Raw genomic sequence first — 22,155 nt, 5'->3', positions numbered from 1 at the left:
TCTTACCTTCTTTTTTGTCCAAGTGGAAACGCAGCTGGTGCCTTGCTCATCATGCGAACAACACCCGCGCCGCCTGTCAAAACGCCTTCAATTCCTGGTGGAATCTTGTACGGATTGGGCAGGGGCGAATTCAGGTAGACTGCCGCAGTCATTATGTCGCTGGCGATGTGCTGGCTCCCTGACGTGATATTGCGTGCCATCAGCGCAATCCGGGAACTTGAAGAACGGTTCCCTTCTTTGGCATCCGCTTTTCCAACATAAATCAATGCATACATTTACCCAATTTCCCGGCCGTGACGCGATCGATGCGGCACTTGCCAGCGGCAACGTCACTTTTCTCGATTGCATGCTCGATGCTGCCGATCTGTCGCGGCTCGACCTGCGCGGCAGCAGTTTCATCAATTGCAGCATTGCCGAAACCTCGTTTTACGCCGCCAAACTGGCGCAGACCACCTGGCAGCGCTGCCGCGGCCGACAAGCCGATTTCGAAGCCGCCGACCTGACCGACGCGCAGTTCCAGAGCTGCGACCTGAATAACAGCAGCTGGCGTCGCGCGCGCCTTGCCTCACTCACCTTCAAGGGCTGCAAACTGACCGGTGCAAATTTCGAAGAAGCGGCGCACCTGGGTCTGACCTTCGAAGAATGCCTGCTGATCGGCGCCGACCTGCGCCGCATGTCGTTTCGCAAATCGACGTTGAAGGAACTCGACTTTTCCGATGCCGACCTGGCCGCCTGCGACTTTCGGGACACCGTGTTCGAGGGCGGGAGCCTGCGCAACGCCAGCCTGAAACAGGCGCGCTTCGACAATGCCGACCTGCGCGAAGCGGATCTGTCGGGCTTGACACTGGCCGACGTGAAGCTGTTCCAGGGCGCCTGGATCACACCGCGCCAGGCGGCCGAATTGATCAGCGAGCTGGGCCTGCGTGTGGCCTGAGCTATGCAGCAGTTGTAACAGGGCGGCGACAATCCGGGTGCAGCGGCAGCGCTGTGCGACAATCTGTTGGTTTTCTACAAGTAATCAGAGTCCCTATTGCTGACGACCTCGGGCGTTTGCACCAGTGGCGGCTCGCCATTCCCCCCCGATGCCAGACACCAGTGCCGTTCCCGAAATCTCCCGCCTGACCGCTGAAAAGCGCCCCGCCGTGCGCAATGCCGTGCTGTTCGTCGTGGCACTTTGCCTGCTGCTGCTGGTGATCCAGATTTCCGACAGTTGGCGTGCGCGTCAGGAACGTCTGGCCGAAGTGGCCGTGGCCACGGCCAACATGTCGCACGCGCTGGCGGCGCAGGGAGAAAGCGCCGTGCGCGTTGTCGATACCGTGCTCTCCGGCGTGGTCGAGCGCGTGGAAACCGATGGCACAGAGCGCGGCGCGGCGCGCGCCCGGTTGCAGCTGCATCTGAAGAATATGGCCTCGCAGGTCGATGAGCTGCATGCGCTGTTTGTGTTCGGCGCCGACGGGCGCTGGCTGATGACGTCGCAAGACCGCACGCCGCAGTACAACAATGCCGACCGTGAATACTTTCAATATCACGCTCAACACCGGGATCGCGGCGTGCATGTGGGCAAGCCAGTGCGCAGCCGGTCGAGCGGCGAATGGGTGTTGCCGGTATCGCGCCGGCTCGATCATCCCGACGGCACGTTCGCCGGCGTGGCACTGGGCACCATCCGCATCGCGTATTTTTCGACCCTGTACGAAAGCTTCGACGTCGGCCGCGCCGGCGTGGTCATGCTCACGCTCGACGATGGCACGATGGTCTACCGCCTGCCGCACAGCGAATCGCTGATCGGTACCAATGTCAGCAACGGCCCGATCCAGCAGATGTACCTGAGCCAGGGGCCGGTGGGCTCCGGCATGCGGCGCTCGAAGATCGACGGCATCGAGCGGCTCTACAGTTACCGCCACCTCGACACCTATCCATTGATTGTCGCGACCGCGCAATCGAGGGAGGAAATCCTTGAAAAATGGCTGCAGTCGGTGCTGACACAAGCCACGATCACGTTTGTCGCCATCGTGCTGCTGCTGGCTTTTGGCTGGCGGCTGGTGCGCCAGATCATGATTCGCGACCATCTGCAAAACGAACTGGTGGGGGCGCGCGAGCAACTGCAGGAACATAACCGCGCATTGACCGTGCTGGCCGACCACGATGGCTTGACCGGCATCGCCAACCGGCGCCGTTTCGAAGCGGCGATGACGCTGGAAAATGCGCGCGCGGCGCGTAGCGGGCTGCCGCTGTCGATCGTGCTGATCGACGTCGACTACTTCAAGCGCTTCAACGATACCTATGGCCACGTGGCGGGCGATGCCTGCCTGCGCCAGGTAGCGGCGGCGCTGCGGAACAGCCTGGTGCGCCCGGCCGATCTGGCGGCGCGTTATGGGGGTGAGGAATTCGTGGCGCTGCTGCCGGATACCGACCCGGCCGGGGCCAGGATGGTCGCCGAGCGCATCCGCTGCGCCGTGATGGCACTGCAGATCGCGCATGCAGGCAATGACGCCGGGGTCGTGACGATCAGCGCCGGCGTGTACACGTCGACGGTGGCCAGCACGACCGGGGAAGGCGTGGCGATTGCCGCCAGTACCCTGGTAGAACGTGCTGACGCCCTGCTCTACCAGGCCAAACTGTCAGGCCGTAACCAGGTCTGCGGCGGCGACGGCACGGTCGCTTGAATCGTGCCCTGCGGCGCCGCTGCCTGACCCATTAATAGCGGTTTGGATTGCTCGGACGGTCGTCGTGGCGGTTCGGGACGCCGTCGCGATCGCGGTCGCCGCGTGGACCGTTGTCACGGCCGCGCACTTCCTGGCGCCAGCCACCGCGGTCAAGGTGCCAGCCATTACGGTCCTGGCGCCACTGTGCACGCTGATAGGCATAGCCCGGACGCACTTTTTCCCAATGGCCGCCCACCCAATCGTGGCGGCGACCGTTCCAGTTCCAGTAACCCGGCACCCAGTCGAAACCACGGCGTGCATTCGGCACGGCTTCGCGGCGCAGCGCTGGCGGCGCCTTCTTGATGATGATGACATCGGCGCGCTGGTGATGCGGCTGGGCTTGCACCGGTGCGAAAGCCGAGGTGCCGATCAGGAGCGCGGCAGCAGCAGTGGTAGCGGTCGAGAGGAAGGTTTTCATGGTGTGCTCCGTTTCGGTTTCTGTTTGTATGAACCTACTATAGCGGGCACATGCGGTAAAAAACGGGATTGAACCAAGTCATTACAGTAGTAACATATGGCAACAATCTTGTAACAACCAAGATTGTTTGGTGCGGAGAGGATAAGGCGCGCAAGACAGTGCTGCAGGGGCTGAAACGACGCAGCCGGCACATGGGCCGGCTGCGTGAAAGGAAACGTAAAGGGAGCGTGGATCAGTCCAGCTTGAAAGCGTAGTCGATCTTGGTCCAGGTCTGTGCTGGTGCGCCGTCCTTGGTGCCCGGCTTGAACTTGCACGAGGTCAGGCCCTTGACCAGCGCGCGGTCCAGGTTCTTGAAGCCGCTCGACTTGTCGATCTTCGATTCCGTCACGGTGCCGTCCGCGGTGACCAGGAACGACGCGGTGGTCGTGCCCTGCTCTTCATTCATCAGCGACGCCTTCGGGTACTCGATGCTGCATTTCTTTGGATCGAACTGGGCCGAGGTCTCAGCGGCGAAGCTCGCGCCGGCAGCGGCGGTCAGGGTCAGTGCAACGAACAGTTTGGCGGACAGGTTTTTCATGGTTTCCCCACTTAAGGTTTTTGAATTGAACGGCAATGGTCTGGGTGTGCGCCGCACGGCTGGCCGGCGCTGGTCGACTACATAAAAATCAGAACTCTTCCCACTCGTCGGCGCTGGCGGTGGCGCTGACGGCGGCTTTCTTCGGCTTCGGCGCTGCAACTGCTTCACCCGCTTTTTTCGGTGCAGCCGATGCTGCAGCCGGCTTCTTCAGTGCCGGTGGCGCCGGGCGCTTGACGACCGGACGCGCCACCACCGCCGTCGAGGTCACGACTGGCGCCGCTGCCGGGGCCTTGGCGTGGGCTGGAACGTGGTGCTCTTCGCCCTCTTCCAGCTTGAAGATGCTGACCACACGGGCCAGCTCGCCTGCCTGATCCTGCAGACTCTGTGCGGCTGCGGCGGCTTGTTCGACCAGCGCAGCGTTTTGTTGCGTCATGCTGTCCATCTCGATGATCGACGTGTTGACCTGGGCGATGCCGGCACTTTGTTCGGCGCTGGCGTTGGCGATTTCGCTCATGATGTCGGTCACGCGCTTGACGCTCGAGACCACTTCGTCCATCGTCACGCCGGCCTGGCCAACCAGCTTGCTGCCGCGCTCGACCTTCTCGACCGAGTCGCCGATCAGCGTCTTGATTTCTTTGGCTGCCGCTGCCGAACGCTGCGCCAGGTTGCGCACTTCGGATGCCACGACCGCAAAGCCACGGCCCTGTTCACCGGCACGGGCCGCTTCGACTGCTGCGTTGAGCGCCAGGATGTTGGTCTGGAAGGCGATGCCATCGATGACGCCGATGATGTCCGAGATCTTGTTGGCCGACGTATTGATCTCGCCCATCGTGCCGACCACTTGCGACACCACATCGCCGCCCTTGCGGGCCACGTCCGACGCGGTTGCCGCCAGCGCATTGGCTTCGCGGGCACTGTCGGCATTCTGTTTCACGGTCGCGGTCAGCTGCTCCATCGCCGAGGCGGTCTTTTCCAGCGAGCTCGCCTGCAGTTCGGTCCGCGACGAGAGGTCGATATTGCCGGCGGCGATTTCACGCGAGGCGGTACCGATGGTTTCCGTACCACGACGCACTTGCTCGACGATACCAACCAGGCTGTTGCGCATTTCCTTCATTTCGACCAGCAGGCTGCCGCGGTCCGATTCTTTCGTGTCGATGGCGATCGACAGGTCGCCATGGGCGATGCTGCCGGCGATCTTGGCCGTGTAGGCTGGCTCGCCACCAAGCTGCTTGAGCAGGCTGCGGGTGATGGCCACGGCAGCGACGATCCCCATGACGACAGCCAGGACAAGCAGGATCAGCATGAAGTTACGGGCATTGGCGAACGCTGTTTCGGCATCGGCCTTGCTTTGGGCATTCTGTTTGTCTTCGAGGGCCGACAACGCGTTCAGGGCGTCGGTCCATTTACGCTGCACGGGACGCACTTCGCGAATCATCACGCGGGTAGCGTCCATCGCATTTGCAGCCAGGTACAGTTCGGTCGCGCGGGCGATGGCGGGCATCGCGGTGGCCTCGTGTTCCTTGATCTGCGTCAGCAGCGTCTTTTCCTGGGCATTGGCGTACTGTGCGAACAGCGCCGCCAGCTTGGCCTGGGCCGCATCGTACTTGGCGGTTTGTTCCTTGAATTTGACGATTTCCGGTTCCATGTCGGCCGGGTCAGTCATCAGGGTCAGCACGCGCAGCGAAGCGAGGCGATCGCTGACATTGTTGCGCATCTCGACCACGAGACCGGTCGATACGTTGCTGACGCTTACCACGTGATCGAGGCGATCCTGGATCTGCGCCATGCGCAGGATACCGACCACCGCGACTGCGACCAGCAGTACCAGAACCAGTGCAAAACCGAGGGCCAGACGGGTGCCGACCTTCATGTTATTCAAATTCATTCGTGTTTTCCCTGTAACTTATTGATCGAAACTCGCCCGGTTGAGATCGCGTCACGCGATACACCGTACGATGCGCAAGTGAAATCTATGTTTCTTATAGTTTTCAGCTATTTCCTAAAGGATAAATCAAGATTTCCTCAACCAGCGAGAAAATCTCTTTCTCGAATGAATTGTTTCACCGCAACAACAGCGCTGATAGAGTTCAAGAATTGGAACAGGGAAACATTATGGAACTGAGGTTGCTCTTCGGCAAGCAAATTTGAAACTTCAAGATAGTTTCGACAAGGAAATGTCTCGCTTTGTCGACAGGCGAAAAAAAAGCGTGCCAAGGCACGCTTTTTGTCGGTGAGGTGTGCTTATGCGGTCGCTGGCATCCGGGCGGCAGCGGCAAGCAGCAGGCGTGCATCGCCCAGCGCCAGCTGCTTCGAGTCCGACAGCGTCTGGCGGAAAGCGCGTGCGCCCGGCAAGCCCTGCATCAGGCCCAGCATATGACGCGTGATGCTGTTCAGTTTCAAGCCCAGCGGGCCGTACTGGCGCAGTTGCGCTTCGATGTACGGGATCATCGCTTCGAGCACGTCAATCCGCGTGCGTGCCGCGCCAGGGGCATCGTAGAAACGGGCGTCCCAGTCGGCCATCGTCCATGGGTTGTGATAGGCCTCGCGCCCGAGCATGACGCCGTCGACGTGCTGCAGGTGCAGCGCGATCTCGTCATCACTCTTGATGCCGCCGTTGATGATGATTTCGAGGTCAGGAAACTCGCGCTTTAGCTCATATGCCACGGCGTAGCGCAGCGGCGGGATCTCGCGGTTTTCCTTCGGCGACAGGCCCTTCAGGATCGCATTGCGGGCGTGCACGATGAACGTCTTGCAGCCGGCATCGGCGACCGTACCGATGAAGTCGCGCACGAAGCCGTATTCTTCATTGTGATCGATGCCGATGCGGTGCTTGACGGTGACGTCGATCGAGACGGCGTCGCGCATCGCCTTGACGCAGTCGGCCACCAGTTGCGGCTCGTTCATCAGGCAGGCGCCAAACGAACCCTTCTGGACGCGCTCGGAGGGGCAGCCGCAGTTCAGGTTGATCTCATCGTAGCCCCACTGCTCGCCGAGCTTCGCGCTCTTGGCTAAGTCACCCGGGTCGCTGCCGCCCAGTTGAAGGGCGACGGGATGCTCGATGTCGTCGAAGCGCAGGTGACGCTCGGCGTCGCCATAGACCAGGGCGCCCGTGTTGACCATCTCCGTGTAAAGCCAGGTGTAGCGGGTGATCTGCCGATGGAAGACGCGGCAGTGGCGGTCGGTCCAGTCCATCATGGGGGCAACCGACAGGCGGCGGGATGGCGGCACAATGGCAGTAGTAGCGGGGATGGTGGAAGTAGTGCTCATGCTGGAGGGTCTGGTCGCCTGGGCGCAGGCGATGAATACTGTCGAAAACGCGCCATCATAAGCCAAAGCTGTTCACGGTGCATGCATGCAGCCGGATCGGTTGTGGCAAGCGCCACGGTGCACGACCGCTAGACTTGAGAAAATATACCGTCGAGTTGGTTTCCGATTTCAGGTCGCATGCCAAGGCTTGAACAGTGCCGTGCAAGTGCTGGTGTCTGACAATGTTAGGTTGAGGTCGTGTCCAAATGTCAGACCTGACACCGGAGTAAATATCAGACGTGACACCAGAGTATGACTAGCGCCGTGCTAGGCCATGGCTGAACTGGAATTTGTACAGCCTAATATCTTCGGGCGCTCGACAGAACAGGTAATTGTCTAACGCTACGCAGGTCACTTTAGACAGCATAGCTTCGGTCTTAAGTTTTGCAGATGCAAATTCCCTTTGGTAGGCCGGCTCATTGACCCATTCTAGGACAGCAGTGACTCCGTACATCGCGCTCCACATGTCACTCAAGCTCGGCAGTTTTTCATGGAGGTCGCGTGCAACCTGCTGCAACTGCGATCCTTCAAGCTGCTCAACTGTCGCGCGCTGAAAAGAGTAATGAAGGACATCTCGTATCGTCTGATTTCCTTGAATCGGCTGTTTTAAAACCTCAGCGAGTCGCACTAGGTAAAACTCAACATCGGCCTTTGTGTCCCGCAAATACGACTCATCGAACGTGTGTTTGTGCGTCTTCTGCTGAATGCGAAGCTGGTAGAAAAGCAACAGCACCGTGAGGATTGTTAGGAGGGGACCGTAGATACCAGACATGGCGGACCCCATCTCGGCCCACAGACTATGGTCTTTACTGATCTCTTTTCCGAAGATGTTCACATAGACAACAACAGGCATGATTAGCATTATTACGGCGACGCTCCACAGACCTAGCTGAACTATTTTCCAAACTCGTTTCATTTTATTCCTGCACGTTGGCAATGATGTTAGTTCGGCAACGATACAGCATCATGAGTACTCTGCACAGCAATGTAGGTCAAATAAGGTGGTAGTCGTCTGGACAGTCAGAAGGTCCTCATTTTGCCTTATCCATAACTCCGTGCACCTCTTGTGAAAAGGTGAGGTTGAGGTCGTGTCCAAATGTCAGACCTGACACCGGAGTTACAGGAACGTCGGACTTGAGAAAAGATACCTTCAGGGTTGGTTTCCGATTTCAGGTCGCATGCCAAGGCTTGGACAGTGCCGTGCAAGTGCTGGTGTCTGACAATGTTAGGTGAGGTCGTGTCCAAATGTCAGACCTGACACCGGAGTTGCTAGAGCGCCAATGCCACCATCAACCAGACCACTTGCTCGGTCGACAAACGTCGATGACAAATGCTCGTCGCCTCAGTCTTCTGCACAGCTTGCTGGACCCGCTCAAGCGGCAAATGCTCGCCCAGTCGATGCCAGTCAGGCGCTTCAAGGTGATTGGCCAGGAAGTGGAGCGTGTCGTCGAGCATCGCAACGCAAGGCAACACAAGCCAATAGCAGACATTCGCGTTTGCAAGTTCCAAATGAAAATGCCGTCCAGTCTTAACTGAACGGCATTAACCCAATAGGTGGCCTTTTATCGTCGGCGTGTTACGCAGCTACCTGCTCGCGCTCCTCGGTGATATCGTTCAGCTTAGTCCTGAACACAAGTGGCGCGGAGATATTTGGAATCGGTGCTTGTGGACCGCCAGCACCAGACACCACTACACTCCCAAAGTTCAGTATTCGCCCCATAACCGATTGGTTGACCTGCACACTCTCGACCTTGGTGTTCTTGAGTTCAACTGTCTTCCGACTAATCAGACCAAACTTCGCGATCACACGCTTGTTGGTAATGACAAGCTCGGTCGTCAAAACATTGATGACAGCAATTGCAACGAACAGCAATCCTAGCCCCATAAAACTGACCGTGAGTATTCCAAGCAAGAAGAGAAACCACTGCGAAGCCCAAGAAACTCGAGCTTCGTACATGACCTGCTCATCTCCCGCCAAGTTGCGATTGACATACGATCCCATTCAAATCCCCTGATAATTTCAATTGGGAAATCATACTTGATTATGTACAAGCAACATAAGGAATCTATATAGTCATGCGATTCGCATAGCACCGAAACAACGTTGTGCAAAACTGCAAGTTGCCTTGATCGGGATTTGGAAGAAGCAAGAAGTTCATATGCCTAAAAAGTACGGCAACAATTGAACCGTGCGTTCCAGCCCAAATGGACATCAGAGTGACTGATGACCTGCAGCCCCGAAACTGGACGGCATGTCGTAATGCCGCCGCTCGTCAGCGAGTTTGCCGAGGACCCTACATCATCAACTGCAGAAACGCTCCACTGAAATCCACCGCCTTCTCCAGCACCAGATCGGCACAATACGCGCCGTCAAACTTGACCTGTTTCTGGACGATGGCTGACATCGCGCCGTCACCGGCATGGCTGGAAGCCGATAATACGCAGTCCCACTGCTCTCCAGCTTTTTTCACTGTGGTGATCGCAAGGGAACGATCGCTGATTTCAAAGGTTATAAGTTTCATCACATGTTCGCAAAATATGTGAAGAACTATACCCTAGAGCAACAGAATACACGCCATTCAGTTACCGTAAAACAACACCTGAAACGAATTTTTGTTCCGAATCTCGTACTTCATACCGGCGCTGCAAAAAAACGCAAGACCTGCCTGCAGTCCCCATGCAGGCAGGTCCCAGCTGACATCGCAGTATGACTTAGAAATCAACCTGCGCCGACACCAGCACCGTGCGTGGCGCTGCCGCCGTGCCGACGGTCGCCAGCGTGCTGCTCGACAGCCAGTAGCGCTTGTTGGCAGCGTTCTCGACACTGGCGCGCAGCACCACTGGCTTGCCCATCAGCTCGGTGCGATAGCGCGCGCCGAGATCAAAACGCGTCCACGACGAGATGTACACAGTATTGGTGACATTCTGCGCCAGCTCGGCCGTGTGAATCGCACGGGCATTGAGGCTCAGGCCGCTAATCCATGGCAAGTCCCAGTCGACGCCAGCGTTGAATGCATTTTTCGGCACCCCCGTGGCTTTCTTGCCTTCGTTGATGCCGCCGGCGGTGCGTTGCTGCTTTGCGTTGTAGAACGTGGCGCTCGTCATCAGGCGCAGGCCCGGTGCGGCTTCGCCGACTGCCGACAGTTCCAGGCCGCGATTGCGCTGCGTGCCGTCCAGGCTGTAGACCGTCGTCAGCGGATCGGTGATCGCGTTCGGGCGGTCGATCTGGAACACGGCGGCGCCGAGCAGGACGCGGCCGGTATCGACTTTCGTGCCCACTTCGTATTGCTTGGACTTGAATGGCGCGAAGACTTCACCGGCGTTCGCGGCCGTGGCCGGGGCGGTGCTGCCGCGGGTCAGGCCCGACGTGAAGTTGGCATACAGCGACACGTTCTCCATCGGCATGACAACCAGTCCAGCCAGCGGCGACACGGCGCTTTCGCTGTATGAGCTTGTCACCGCGCCGCTTGGCGCCACGTTATCGGCCGATACCTTCTGCTTGCGCAAGCCGCCGGTGAACAGCACGCGGCCATCGAGGAACGTCAGCGTATCGGTCAGCGAGACGCTTGCCAGCTCGGTTTCCGACGTCTTGGTGGGCGCCAGACGGTTGCCCGTCATCGGCGTGATCGCGACCGGGTTGTAGATGTTCGACAGCTGCGACGAGCTGGCCGGGGCTGTCAGATAGAAGCTGCCCGCTTCACTGTCCAGGCGCGAGACCGAGGCGGTGATGAAGTGCTTGATGCCGCCCGTGTCCAGGCTCAGGCGCGCGCCGACTTCGCCGGTCTTGCTGCGTCCATAGGCGTCGTACCAAGCGTTGGTCAGGCGGAAGTTGCCGGCAGCGTCGACCGCATTCAGTGCGCGCGCCGTCGGGAAATCCTGCTCGCTGGCGCCGTAGTGGTAGCCGGCCGTCGCGTAGACCATCAACTGCTTCGACACGTCGTATTCGAGGCGCGAGGCGATTGTCGCGTCGCGGAACTCAAGGTCGGCGCCGCGGTACACGGCGCGGTGGCCCGACGGTGGCGCCGGGATCGACGCGATGTCGGGCCGGAAGCTGTTCTGCGCGCGGAAGTTGTCGGTCTTTTCTTGCTGGCCGTAGCTGTCCAGGGTCCAGCGCAGTTTCGGCGAGCGGTAGTCGAGCGCAATTGCGGCCAGCCCGAAGTCCTGCTTGCCGTCGTCGATATTGGTGTCGCCGCCGCGGATCACGCCATTGACGCGCACGCCCCAGGCGCCGTTGTCGCCAAAGCGGCGGCCGACGTCGACGTGGGTGCCAAACAGCGCCTGGCTTTCATAGGTGGCGGTCACGCGCGTCAGTGGCTGGTCGCCGGCGCGCTTGGTCACGATATTGATATTGCCGCCAACGCTGCCGTTCGGGCTGATGCCATACATCAGCGTGCCAGGGCCCTTGAGCACTTCAACGCGCTCCATGATGGCGGCCGGCATGCGGTTCGACGACGACAGGCCGTACAGGCCGTTCAGGCCGACGTCGCCGCTGGTGACATTGAAGCCCCGGATCTGGAAGTCTTCGCTGAAACCGCCGGTCGACGTCATCACGCGCACCGACGCTTCGTTGACGACGACGTCGGCCAGCGTGCGCACCTGCTGGTCTTCGAGGATCTGCGACGTATAGTTGGTAGTGGAGAACGGCGTCTTCATGATGTCCGCCTCGCCCAGAATGCCCAGGCCGCCGCTGCGCCCGATCTGGCCGCCAGCGTAGGCCGGATCGGCCTGAACTTTCGCACCGGTGATGATCACCTTCTCTACCGCAGGCCCTGCCTCCTGCGCATTGGCGGCAAACGGCAGCACCAGCATCGGCGCCGAGGCGACAGCGCCAACAAGCGCGCTCCTGATCAGGCGCGACAGGATCGATTCGACGGGTGGGCGCAGAGGAGCATTGGCGTGTTGGGTCATGGTTTGGCGATCGTAAGGTGCGAAAAACCGGAATTCTAACAGAGATGAGAATCATTATCATCCTCATTCGCATTCTCGAACGCTTGCTATTGCTGCGACGTCCGACAAGGTGAGGCGGTCAGCGCAGGCCTGATTACCCGCTGAAAAATTTATTTCAACAAATTGGATAAAGAATTTAATGCCGTACGGAAATGTGTCGCCTTGTACTCATGAGAGCGAGTGACGCACTCGACATACAGAATTCTTCCCCTACATTTTCGGAGTCCATCATGCTGAGCCTGCACACCAACAACGCTGCCCTGTCCGCACAAAACGCCATCTCGAAGACCCAGAGCAATCTGTCGACCTCGATGACCCGTCTGTCGACCGGCTACCGCATCAACTCGGCAATGGATGACGCTGCCGGCCTGCAAATCGCTTCGCGCCTGAAAGCCCAGACCTCGGGTATGGCCGTTGCCATGCGTAACACCCAGAACTCGACCGCCATGCTGCAAACTGCGGAAGGCGCGCTGGATGAAGTGTCGAACATGCTGATCCGCATGAAGGATCTGGCAACCCAGGCTGCCGATACGTCGTCGAGCATCGCTGACAAGGAGTCGATGCAATCGGAATACGACGCACTGGGTACCGAACTCGGCAACGTGCTGAAGAACACCAAGTTCGGTGGCGAAACGCTGATCGTCGGCGGTACCATCGGCGCTGCCATGAAATTCCAGATCGGCGCTGATGCAAACGAAGTGATGAACATCACGATGGCCACGGACGTGACTGCCATTGCTACCGACGTGGGCGCTGCCACCGCGTCGTACGCTGCCGGCGCCGCAGGCACGGAAATCAGCACCGCCGCTGATGCCACCACTGCGATCACCGACCTGACCACCGCACTGGCATCGGTCAACAAAGTCCGTTCGAGCCTGGGCGCCGCCGCCAACCGCCTGGAACACGTCAACAACAACCTGTCGAACATCAGCACCAACACCAAGCAAGCTACCGGCCTGATCATGGACGTCGACTTCGCCACCGAAAGCGCCAACATGACGTCGAGCCAGATGCTGCTGCAAGCCGGCACCGCCATGCTCAAGCAGTCGAACAGCATGTCGTCGATGGTCATGTCGCTGCTGCAATAATGGCCGCATACCCGGGCCTCACCCCGGGTAGAGTTCAAAGGCCAGCCACGCGGTTGGCCTTTTTTCGTTTTTGACAGGCATTCCAATGGCCCAGATGTTCCCCGTTGCCGCGCTGCCCCCGCCAACCCTCGCGCCGTTGCAGGTCGGCGCTGTGGTGGCCCCGTCCGCCGTCCTGGCCGGTGGCGCAGATGCGCTGCCGCTGCCGTTCCCGGCCCCACTGGCGCCGGAAACCCAGGCCACGGGTCAGCCGGGCCCGGCCTCCGACGGCGATGGCGCCGCCATGCGGCCGGACCAGGTGCTGATGGCGCGCCAGCTGGCCTATCAGCAGCAGGACGGCGCCGGCCTGGCGCGCGCCTGGCGCAGCCAGGTGCGTAACCATGGCAGCCAGTTGACCAGCCGCGCGCTGGCCGACATGGGCGGGCATTTGTCGCCGGCCATGCTCGCTGCCGGACAACAGGGCCAGGTCGTACACCAGCCCCAGCTGCTCGCCACGCACCAGGATGCCTGGCGCTTCACGGTCCATGGCGCCGGCGACAAGCCGCAGCACCTGGCCGTGCTGGCCGACGAGGCCGACAAGCCTCCCGGCCGCCGGCGCCGTGCGCGCGCTGCGCTACGGCTCGAACTCGAACTGGCCGACGGCAGCGCCGTCGTGATTCAGGTCGAACCGACGCCGCAGGGCCTGGTCATCGAGGTCTGCGCGCCCGACGCGAGCGCGCTCACGCGCCTGCGCTGGCTGCAGCCCGAACTCGAAACCCTGTTAAAGCGCGCTGGCCTGACAGTGCTGCGCTGGGGCTTTCGCGACGCCCTGCCCCCCGGGCGCAGCCACGCGATGATCGCCAACGCCGAAGAGGCGGCGCAGGCGCTGACGCCGGCCGTGTTTCGCGCCGTGGCCGAACTGGCGCTGCTGCTGCCCGCGCAGCGCGGGCGCGGCTGACTGATCGAGCCGGCTGAGCAGCGCGCCGCCCCCGGGGCTGCGCCGACTACAATGGCGCTTGTCTTCACGCATTCGCCCTATCAATGACACGCTGCAGATGCACGCGGCCAGCTGCGCCGCTGCCGGTGAGCTCACCGGCATGACCAAATCCCAGACCCCTGCCCCGGCGCCTTCGGCCAACGACGCCGCGCCGCCGCCGTCGGCGTTCGGGCCGATGCGCGCGCCCGTGTTCCGCATGCTGTGGCTGACCTGGCTGATCGCCAACACCTGCATGTGGATGAACGATGTGGCCGCCGCCTGGATGATGACGTCGCTGACGACCGCGCCGATCTGGGTCGCTCTGGTGCAGACCGCATCGATGCTGCCCGTGTTTTTGCTCGGGCTGCCCAGCGGCGCACTGGCCGACATCCTCGACCGGCGGCGCTATTTCATCATCACGCAATTCTGGGTCGCCGTCGTGGCCACGATCCTGTGCGCGGTGATCCTGGCCGACGCCATCACGCCACCCGTGCTGCTGGCGCTCACGTTCGCCAACGGCATTGGCCTGGCCATGCGCTGGCCCGTGTTCTCGGCGATCGTGCCCGAACTGGTGCCGCGCGCGCAGTTGCCGGCGGCGCTGGCATTGAATGGCGTGGCGATGAACGCGTCGCGCATTGCCGGACCGCTGGCTGCCGGCGCCATCATCGCGAGCCTGGGCAGCGCCTACGTGTTCGTGCTCAATGCGGTGCTGTCGGTGATTTCGGGCTTCGTGATCATGCGCTGGCGCCGCACGCACGTGCCAAGTCCGCTGGGGCGCGAGCGGATCGGCGGCGCAATGCGCGTCGGCCTGCAGTTTGCGCGCCATTCCAACCGCGTGAAAGCGGTGCTGGCGCGGGTGGCGGCGTCGTTCTTCCACTCCACCGCTCTGATGGCGCTGCTGCCGCTGGTCGCGCGCGCGCAGGGCGGCGGCGGCGCCGGCGTGTTTACGCTGCTGCTGGCCTGCATGGGCGGCGGCGCGATCAGCGCCGTGTTCTTCCTGCCGCGCATGCGCCAGGCGTTCAGCCGCGATACGCTCGTCATGGCCAGCACCGTGCTGTCGGCGGCGATGATCGCGGTGGCGGCGGTCAGCACGAACGTGGTGCTGACCTCTAGCGCGATGTGGCTGTCGGGGATGGCCTTCATCGTATCCGCCAATTCGCTGAGCGTGTCGATGCAGATGGCCCTGCCCGACTGGGTGCGGGCGCGCGGGATGTCGATCTACCAGATGGCCCTGATGGGCGCGAGCGCGACGGGCGCCGCAGCCTGGGGCCAGGTCGCGACGCTCGACAGCGTGCAGCACAGCCTGTTGTATGCGGCTGGCAGCAGCGTGGTCGTCATGGCGCTCGTGCTGCGTTTGATTCAGGACCGCGAGCTGCTCGAAGACATGACGCCATCGTCGGCGCTCAAGGCGCTGGCGCCGTCTCTCTCGCCGCTGCAGGATGGCGGGCGCCTCGTGCTGACAGTGGAATACCGGATCGACCCGGAGCGCACCGAAGCCTTCATGGCGCTGATGGAACTGAGCCGGCGCGCGCGGCTGCGCCAGGGCGCGCTCAGCTGGACGTTGCTGCGCGACGTCAGCGATCCGGGCCTGTTCACCGAGCAGATCATCGATCCATCCTGGACCGAGCACCTGCGCCGCTTCGACCGCGCCACGGCGGGTGACGCCGCGCTGCGCGAGCGCAAGCTGGCGTTTCACCTGGGGCCAGATGGCCCGGTGATCACACGGCGCCTCGTGGCCAAGGGCTGATCAGCCCACCGTCCCGACGATCGACACGTCGCGGTTTTCGGGGATCTCGTTGTACGACAGCACGTGCAGGCCCGGCGCGAACAGCCGCGCATAGCGCGCCAGCAGCGGCCGTACCTGCGGCAGCACGAGCAAGAGCGGCGGTGTGTGCTGCCCCTTCATCTGCTCGCGCGCGACCGGCATATTGATCTGCAGTTGCGCCAGCAGTTGCGGATCGATCGGATAATTGTCCAGCGCGACCTTGCCGCCGCCATTCTGGCGCGCCTGGTTCAGCGAGCCAAGCAGCATGTTTTCCAGTTCGGCCGACAGGTTAAAGGCCGGCATGTCTTTCTTTTTGCCGAACAGCGTCGAGACAATCTGGCGCCGCAGCGCGCAGCGTACTTCGGCCGCCAGCAGGATCGGGTCCTTGGTCGTCTCCGAGCTGTCGAGCAGCGTGGTGGCGATCACCACGATGTCCTTCAGTGACACACCTTCGGTGAGCAGCACGCGGAACACGCGCAGCAGCTGGGTGTGCGTGAGCGCCTTGTCGAGCGCCGCGGCCAGCTTGGGCGACAGCGCCGTCAGGCGTTCCAGGATCGCCGGCACGTCTTCGTGGCGGAACAATTCGTGCAGGTATTCGCGCACCACTTTCGACACGTGGGTGGCGATCGCGCTCGGCACTTCGACCACCTGGTAGCCCAGGCCCAGCGCATGCGCCTTCTGCTCGGGCAGGATCCACGTGATCGCCATCCCGTACGCCGGCTCGATGCCGGGGATGCCATCGAGTTCGCCGTACACGTTCGGCGACGGGATCGCCAGCAGATGGTCGGGCATGACTTCGGCCTCGGCCACGACGGTGCCCGACAGGCTGATCGCGTATTGCGTCGGGCGTAGCGCCAGGTCGTCGCGCACCGAAATCGCCGGCAGCAGCATGCCCATCTGCTCCGACAGGCTCTGGCGCACGCCTTTGATGCGTTTGGCCAGCGGCTCGGCCTGGGCGCGGTCGATCATGCCCACCAGCTTGTAGCCCACCGCCACCGTGACCGCCTGCACGACCGGCAGCGCCTGCCAATCGAGTTCGGGTACGCGGTCGTCGCGCAAGGCCGCCTCGATCTTTGCCACGCCCGCCACGTCCGGCGCGCCGATACGTTTGGCCATCGTCCAGCCGACCCACGCCAGAACGCCGGCGGCCACCGTGAAGAACCACCACGGCATGCCCGGCACGATCGCCAGGATCATCATCACGCCGGCCGCCGAGTACAGCACGCCCGGCTGCGCCAGCAGCTGATGGCCGACCTGCTGTTCGAGGTCACCCGACTCGCCGATGCGCGTGACCAGGATCGCGGCGGCCGCCGACAGCAGCAGCGCCGGGATCTGGCCAACCAGGCCATCGCCGATCGTGAGCAGCGCGTACACGCGGAATGCGTCGCCCAGCGGCAGGTCGTGCATCAGCGCACCGATGGCGACGCCGCCGATCAGGTTGATGATCAGGATCAGGATCGAGGCGATGGCGTCGCCGCGCACGAATTTGGAGGCGCCGTCCATCGCGCCATAGAAGTCGGCTTCGGCCGCGACGTCCTTGCGCCGCGTGGTCGCCTGCTCCTGGTTGACGAGGCCGGCATTCAGGTCGGCGTCGATCGCCATCTGCTTGCCCGGCAGCGCATCGAGCGTGAAGCGGGCCGAGACTTCCGAGATGCGCTCGGCACCCTTGGTCACGACGATGAAGTTGATGATCATCAGGATCACGAACACCACCAGGCCAACGACGAAATTGCCGCCAATGACCACGTTGCCGAACGATTCGATGACCTGGCCGGCCGCGTGCGTGCCTTCATGACCATGCAGCAGGACGACGCGGGTCGACGCCACGTTCAGCGCCAGGCGCATCAGGGTGGTGCCCAGGATCACGGTCGGGAATACCGAGAAGTCGAGCGGGCGCCGCGCCGTCACGGCCACCAGGATCACGATCAGCGCCAGCACGATGTTGAACGTGAACAGCACGTCGAGCAGGATCGGCGGCAGCGGCAGGATGATCATGCCCAGCAGCGCGATCAGGAACACGGGCGCGGCGAACTTGTGGCGACGCAGCTCTCCCACGAATGCGTTGAAGGTATTCGTCACGGTCATGCTTGAGCCTCACTCAGGTGCGGTGGTACGACCACCTCGTTGGGGAACCGGGGCGGCGCCTGGCGCCTGCCTGCACGGAACGCATTCAGTTGTAAAACATAATTCAGCACTTGCGACACGGCCTGGTACAGCGGCGCGGGAATCTGCTGCTGCACCTGGCTCGTGTGATAGATCGCGCGCGCCAGCGGCGGCAGCTCCACCACCTCGAGCCCGTGCTCGGCAGCCACGCGGCGGATGAACAGTGCCATCTCGTCGACGCCCTTGGCCACCACGAACGGGGCCTCGGCGCGGTTGACGTCGTACTTGAGCGCCACCGCGTAATGTTCGGGATTGACGATCACAACGTCAGCCGTCGGCACCGACTTGCGCACGCTGCGCTGGGCCAGCTGGTTTTGCAGCTGGCGGATGCGCTGTTTGATTTCCGGGCGGCCTTCGCTGCTCTTGTGCTCTTCCTTAAGGTCCTGCTTGCTCATGCGCTGGTTGCGCATGAAGAGAAAACTCTGTACCGGCACGTCGATCAGCGCGAACAGGATGAACACCGCCACCAGCGCCATCAGCGCGTCGAACACCAGCGTGCCGCCGGCGCCGATGGCGTCGTCCAGCGGCATGCGCTGCAACTCGATATAGCCCTTGATGCTGCCGTTCGAGACGTGCCACAGCACGATGCCGAGCACGATCGCCTTGGCCGCCGATGTCAGGAAGCCCACCCAGTGCTTCTGCTTGAACAGGTTGCCCAGATTGGTCAGCGGATTGAGGCGGCTGAACTTCGGCGCCAGATTCTTGCCGCTGGCGACGATGCCACCCGGGATCGCGCCGGCAATGACGATGGCCAGCGGCACGGCCAGCAACGGCAGCACCATGTGCACGAGCAGCAGCAGCGCGGACGAAAACACGGTCGACATCGCGTTCTCCAGGTCGCCCGCCTCGCCCAGCGGCACGAACACGAGACGAAACAGGTGGCGCATGTCGTCCAGGTAACCGGGCAGCATCAGCATGAAGACCTTCAGGCTGATCAGGATGCCAACAGCCGTCGCCAGGTCGCGCGAGCGCGCTACCTGCCCTTCGTCGCGCGCTTTCTTGAGTTTTTGCGCCGAGGGTTTTTCGGTCTTGTCGCCGCTGCTGCTATCGGCCATGGGCCAGCCTCATTTGTTCGGTCAGCATTTCCAGCAACTGGTTGGTCATCGCGATGTAGTGCTCCGGGATGAAGCGCACCAGCTGGATCAGCATCAGCAAGCCAAAAATCGTCACCAGCGAAAAACCCAGTGAAAACAGGTTCAGGCTGGGCGCGACGCGGTTCAGAAAACCAAAGCCGATCTGCACCACCACGGTGGAAAACACGAGCGGCAGCGCCAGCAGGATCGCGGCGGCGAACACCCAGCTCAGGTTCAGCGCCACGGCTTCGAGCAGCATCGGCTGCAAGCCGCCGCCCACCGGCCAGGCCAGAAAACTCTGGCCCAGTACTGCCACCAGCACCAGATGCGCGTCGATGGCAAAGAACACCAGCATCGCCACCAGCGCCATCAGGCTCGAAATCACATCCGACGCCTGGCCATTGACCGGGTCGTTCATGGTCGCCATCGAAAAGCCGATCTGGCTCGAGGCCAGGAAACCCAGCATGCTGATGGCCGCCATCGCGAACTGCAGCGCCAGGCCGATGACGGCGCCGATCACGGCCTGCTCGAACATCGCCAGCACGCCGGCCAGCGAAAACGCATCGGGCATCGCACCCTTGCTCGTGAGTGGCAGCATCAAAAACGACAGCACCACCGCCAGCAGCGCGCGCACGGGGATGGGGATCGTCCCGTCGCCCAGTACGGGCGCGGTGATCATCATCGCCATGATGCGGCAGAACGGCCACCACAAGGCGCCGATCAGCGGCATCAGGAAGCCGTACAGTTCCATCGGCGCGCGCCCTGCCCTAGCCGACGAGCGTTGCCGCGCGCTGAAACACCGAGACGCAGTAATCCATCAGCGTCGACGTCATCCAGTGGCCGGCCAGGATCACGGCCAGCAGCGTCACCAGCAGGCGCGGCAAAAAACTCAGCGTCTGTTCGTTGATCTGGGTGGCCGCCTGCACCAGCGCCACCAGCAAGCCAACCAGCAGGCCCGGGATCACCAGTACCATCACCATCAGCATGACGATCTGCAGGGCCTCGACCACGAGGTCGACGGCGATATCGGGACTCATCGCGATTCTCCCGTGGCCAGGCCAGGTTTGATACTAGTAAGCATGGATGCTGCCAACCAGTGTGCTCACCGTGAGCGTCCAGCCATCGACCAGCACGAACAGCAGCAGCTTGAACGGCAGGGAAATGACAAGGGGCGAGAGCATCATCATGCCCATCGCCATCAGCACCGACGAGACCACCAGGTCAATGATCAAAAACGGGATGAACAGCATCGCGCCGATCTGGAACGCGGTCTTCAGTTCGGACAGCACGAACGCGGCCAGCTTGACGGGGAAGCTGTGCTGCTGCGGCGGCTGGGCCGTCGATTCACCGGCCAGGCGGGCGACCTGCGCCAGCGACGCCTTGCTGGTCTGGGCCAGCATGAAGCGCGAGACAGGTTGCTCGGCGATGCGCAGCGCAGTCTCGAGGCCGATCTTGTCCTGGTCGTACGGCAGGAAGGCCTGGGTCCAGACCTGCTCGCCCACGGGGCGCATCACGAGGATGGTCAGGATCAGGGCGATGCCGGTGATGATCCGGGTGGGCAGGCCCTGCTGCAGGCCGAGCGCCTGGCGCAGCAGCGACAGCACGATCACGAAGCGCGTGAAGCAGGTCATCATCATGACCATCACGGGCAGCAGCCCGAGCAGCGTCATGAGCACCAGGATCTGCGACTTGACGCTCATGCCGGCACTGGTGGACGTGGCGCCGGGCAGCACGCCGGCCAGCAGGTCCTGGTTCTGGGCTGCGGCCGGGACCGCGATCAGCAGACCCACCAGCAGCGCCGACAGAAGCGCAGGGGCACGGGCCCTTACGCCCCCGGTAAAGCACATCATGGCGCGAGAATGTCCAGGTTCAGGCCTTCGAGATCGATCACCTTCAGGCCGTACTGCTCGCCCGCGACCACGACTTCGGCGCGGCCGATCGGGGTGCCGTTGACCTTGATGACCAGCGGCTCGCCGGCGAGCGAATCGAGGGGCAGTACCGACGATGGCCCGATGTCCATCAGTTCCTGCAGCGAGATCCGCACCGAACCGACTTCGAGGGTCAGCGTGACGGGGATGCGCCGCATCATCTGCGGCAGCTGGCGCGCACCGGTGCGCCCGGCGGCGGCTTGCAACGCATCTTCGCCGTCCAGGTCGTCAATGATGACGTCGCCACCCAGTTGCTCGTTGAGATTCATGTCCATTATTCGGCATCTTCAAATGAGGTTAAACACAGCTTGCCCTTGTGCTCTGCTACTGCGGCGGTGAACAGGCGCGAGTTATCCAGCACGACATCGGCGCGACCGAGCGCCACGGGAATCACATCGCCGACCTGCAGGCCGAACAGTGTGGCGAGCGTGATCTCCTTGCTCACCAGGCAGCCGTCGAGCTTGACTTCAAGGCGCGTGGCCAGCGGCTCGCCCGGCATGCGCGCGCCGCCCGCCGCGCGCACGGCGCCGCGATCGGCCTTGATGCCCTGCAGTACGCAGGCCATCAGGGCGTGGTCGAGCCCGATCCAGATCTGCCCTTCCGGCGCAGCCTGGGTCGGCTCATCGGTATCGCGCCGGCCGTACTGCGCGCGCAGCACGGCGCGCAGCACCCATCCGGTCTTGCCGGGTGCGCCCGCCGGCACGATCGCGGCGCCGGCGCCGGTCTTGACGGGTGCGGGCGCGCTGTCCAGCCGGGCCAGGCCATCGGCCACACGTGCATCGAGCTGGCCGGCCAGTTGCTGGGCAAGTGTGACAGCGAGACGCTCTTCGGTCGCCGTGACCCGCTCCAGCTCCGGGCTCTGCTGCACCGCAGCAGAATTCGCTGGTTGACGGCGTGCGTAACGCCCTTCCAGCAGCCCCAGAAGCAGGGTTCGTTCAAAGGCGACAGCCGCCACGCCATAGGGTCCGCTGACCCCGAGCCAGCGCAGTCCGGGCTGCTCGGGCGCCCGTTCGAACGCGAGGTGTTCGAGACGGTAAGCACCCCAGTGCCGGCGCCCGCCGGGCGATGCCATCTCGGCGCCGATCGCCTCGGCCAGCCCGGCAGCAAAGGCCGGAAGCAGATGCACCGGCCGTCCCAGCAGGCACGGATCGAGCACCTGGTGGTCGCGTCGTCGGTCAAGTTGATTGATTGGCATCTGTCTTAATCGGAAGTAAATGTCACATTGATTTGATTCCC

The 22,155-nt window shown here is 62.3% G+C and carries 22 protein-coding genes; 5 read left to right on the top strand and 17 right to left on the bottom strand.

Translation table 11 applies throughout. From position 1 onward, the window contains the following. Positions 1–2: 2 nt before the first annotated feature. Positions 3–275, bottom strand: coding sequence for a hypothetical protein (locus tag IFU00_14845; protein MBD8543560.1), 273 nt, complete (start codon positions 273–275; stop codon positions 3–5). On the opposite strand from IFU00_14845, the gene IFU00_14840 reads away from it, so the two are divergent. Both IFU00_14840 and IFU00_14835 read left to right on the top strand, forming a co-directional pair. Next, complete coding sequence (locus IFU00_14840; GenBank protein ID MBD8543559.1) at positions 266–934, top strand: pentapeptide repeat-containing protein; 669 nt, start codon at positions 266–268, stop codon at positions 932–934. The genes IFU00_14845 and IFU00_14840 overlap by 10 nt on opposite strands. 148 nt (positions 935–1,082) lie before the next feature. Next, positions 1,083–2,663, top strand: a complete 1,581-nt coding sequence (locus tag IFU00_14835; GenBank protein ID MBD8543558.1) for a GGDEF domain-containing protein — start codon at positions 1,083–1,085, stop codon at positions 2,661–2,663. A gap of 31 nt (positions 2,664–2,694) precedes the next feature. Here the strand turns inward: IFU00_14835 and IFU00_14830 are convergent, their stop codons facing one another. The 9 genes from IFU00_14830 to IFU00_14790 all read right to left on the bottom strand — a co-directional run bounded on the left by IFU00_14830 (position 2,695) and on the right by IFU00_14790 (position 11,911). Further along, the gene (locus tag IFU00_14830) at positions 2,695–3,120 is read right to left on the bottom strand and encodes a YXWGXW repeat-containing protein (GenBank protein ID MBD8543557.1); all 426 of its coding nucleotides are present in this window, start codon (positions 3,118–3,120) and stop codon (positions 2,695–2,697) included. Positions 3,121–3,352: 232 nt separating this feature from the next. Next, positions 3,353–3,697 carry an energy transducer TonB gene (locus IFU00_14825; protein ID MBD8543556.1) on the bottom strand — a complete coding sequence of 115 codons (345 nt, stop codon included), beginning with the start codon at positions 3,695–3,697 and terminating at the stop codon, positions 3,353–3,355. 88 nt (positions 3,698–3,785) lie between these two features. Next, complete coding sequence (locus tag IFU00_14820) at positions 3,786–5,567, bottom strand: MCP four helix bundle domain-containing protein (GenBank protein ID MBD8543555.1); 1,782 nt, start codon at positions 5,565–5,567, stop codon at positions 3,786–3,788. A gap of 371 nt (positions 5,568–5,938) precedes the next feature. Continuing rightward, positions 5,939–6,964 carry a tRNA dihydrouridine(20/20a) synthase DusA gene (gene dusA / locus IFU00_14815; protein MBD8543554.1) on the bottom strand — a complete coding sequence of 342 codons (1,026 nt, stop codon included), beginning with the start codon at positions 6,962–6,964 and terminating at the stop codon, positions 5,939–5,941. Positions 6,965–7,259: 295 nt separating this feature from the next. Then, complete coding sequence (locus IFU00_14810; GenBank protein MBD8543553.1) at positions 7,260–7,919, bottom strand: hypothetical protein; 660 nt, start codon at positions 7,917–7,919, stop codon at positions 7,260–7,262. 353 nt (positions 7,920–8,272) lie between these two features. After that, positions 8,273–8,458 (bottom strand): transposase domain-containing protein, encoded by a 186-nt coding sequence (locus IFU00_14805; protein ID MBD8543552.1) that lies wholly within the window; start codon positions 8,456–8,458, stop codon positions 8,273–8,275. Between the two features lie 121 nt (positions 8,459–8,579). Further along, a complete protein-coding gene (locus tag IFU00_14800; GenBank protein MBD8543551.1) occupies positions 8,580–9,005 on the bottom strand; it encodes a PH domain-containing protein in 426 nt (141 codons plus the stop codon). Between the two features lie 292 nt (positions 9,006–9,297). Then, positions 9,298–9,525, bottom strand: a complete 228-nt coding sequence (locus IFU00_14795; GenBank protein ID MBD8543550.1) for a hypothetical protein — start codon at positions 9,523–9,525, stop codon at positions 9,298–9,300. 190 nt (positions 9,526–9,715) lie between these two features. Next, positions 9,716–11,911, bottom strand: coding sequence for a TonB-dependent receptor (locus IFU00_14790; protein ID MBD8543549.1), 2,196 nt, complete (start codon positions 11,909–11,911; stop codon positions 9,716–9,718). A 269-nt stretch (positions 11,912–12,180) separates the two neighbouring features. On the opposite strand from IFU00_14790, the gene IFU00_14785 reads away from it, so the two are divergent. The 3 genes from IFU00_14785 (at position 12,181) to IFU00_14775 (ending at position 15,737) form a co-directional block, all read left to right on the top strand. Next, entirely contained in the window at positions 12,181–13,038 is an 858-nt protein-coding gene (locus IFU00_14785) for a Lateral flagellin (GenBank protein ID MBD8543548.1), read from the top strand. A gap of 85 nt (positions 13,039–13,123) precedes the next feature. Next, positions 13,124–13,972: a hypothetical protein gene (locus tag IFU00_14780; protein MBD8543547.1), complete on the top strand. Its 849-nt coding sequence runs from the start codon at positions 13,124–13,126 to the stop codon at positions 13,970–13,972. Positions 13,973–14,186: 214 nt separating this feature from the next. Next, positions 14,187–15,737, top strand: coding sequence for an MFS transporter (locus IFU00_14775; protein MBD8543546.1), 1,551 nt, complete (start codon positions 14,187–14,189; stop codon positions 15,735–15,737). Here IFU00_14775 and IFU00_14770 read toward each other — a convergent pair whose 3' ends face one another. The 7 genes from IFU00_14770 to IFU00_14740 are packed head-to-tail and all read right to left on the bottom strand — an operon-like array spanning position 15,738 to position 22,114. Next, positions 15,738–17,810 (bottom strand): flagellar biosynthesis protein FlhA, encoded by a 2,073-nt coding sequence (locus IFU00_14770; GenBank protein MBD8543545.1) that lies wholly within the window; start codon positions 17,808–17,810, stop codon positions 15,738–15,740. Positions 17,811–17,836: 26 nt separating this feature from the next. Beyond that, positions 17,837–18,973, bottom strand: a complete 1,137-nt coding sequence (gene flhB, locus IFU00_14765; protein MBD8543544.1) for a flagellar type III secretion system protein FlhB — start codon at positions 18,971–18,973, stop codon at positions 17,837–17,839. Then, entirely contained in the window at positions 18,963–19,742 is a 780-nt protein-coding gene (gene fliR, locus IFU00_14760) for a flagellar biosynthetic protein FliR (GenBank protein ID MBD8543543.1), read from the bottom strand. Before fliR ends, flhB begins: the two co-directional genes overlap by 11 nt. A 16-nt stretch (positions 19,743–19,758) precedes the next feature. After that, positions 19,759–20,028: a flagellar biosynthesis protein FliQ gene (fliQ, locus tag IFU00_14755; GenBank protein MBD8543542.1), complete on the bottom strand. Its 270-nt coding sequence runs from the start codon at positions 20,026–20,028 to the stop codon at positions 19,759–19,761. 33 nt (positions 20,029–20,061) lie between these two features. Then, positions 20,062–20,838: a flagellar type III secretion system pore protein FliP gene (gene fliP, locus IFU00_14750; protein MBD8543541.1), complete on the bottom strand. Its 777-nt coding sequence runs from the start codon at positions 20,836–20,838 to the stop codon at positions 20,062–20,064. Further along, entirely contained in the window at positions 20,838–21,194 is a 357-nt protein-coding gene (locus IFU00_14745) for a FliM/FliN family flagellar motor switch protein (GenBank protein MBD8543540.1), read from the bottom strand. The genes fliP and IFU00_14745 overlap by 1 nt, the downstream gene beginning before the upstream one ends. Next, a complete protein-coding gene (locus IFU00_14740; protein ID MBD8543539.1) occupies positions 21,194–22,114 on the bottom strand; it encodes a hypothetical protein in 921 nt (306 codons plus the stop codon). The genes IFU00_14745 and IFU00_14740 overlap by 1 nt, the downstream gene beginning before the upstream one ends. Positions 22,115–22,155: the final 41 nt, after the last annotated feature.

This window comes from Oxalobacteraceae sp. CFBP 8761 (assembly GCA_014841595.1).
GTDB lineage: Bacteria > Pseudomonadota > Gammaproteobacteria > Burkholderiales > Burkholderiaceae_D > Telluria.
Note: the sequence above shows the minus strand (reverse complement) of the source record. Positions and strands in the feature narration are given on the sequence as shown.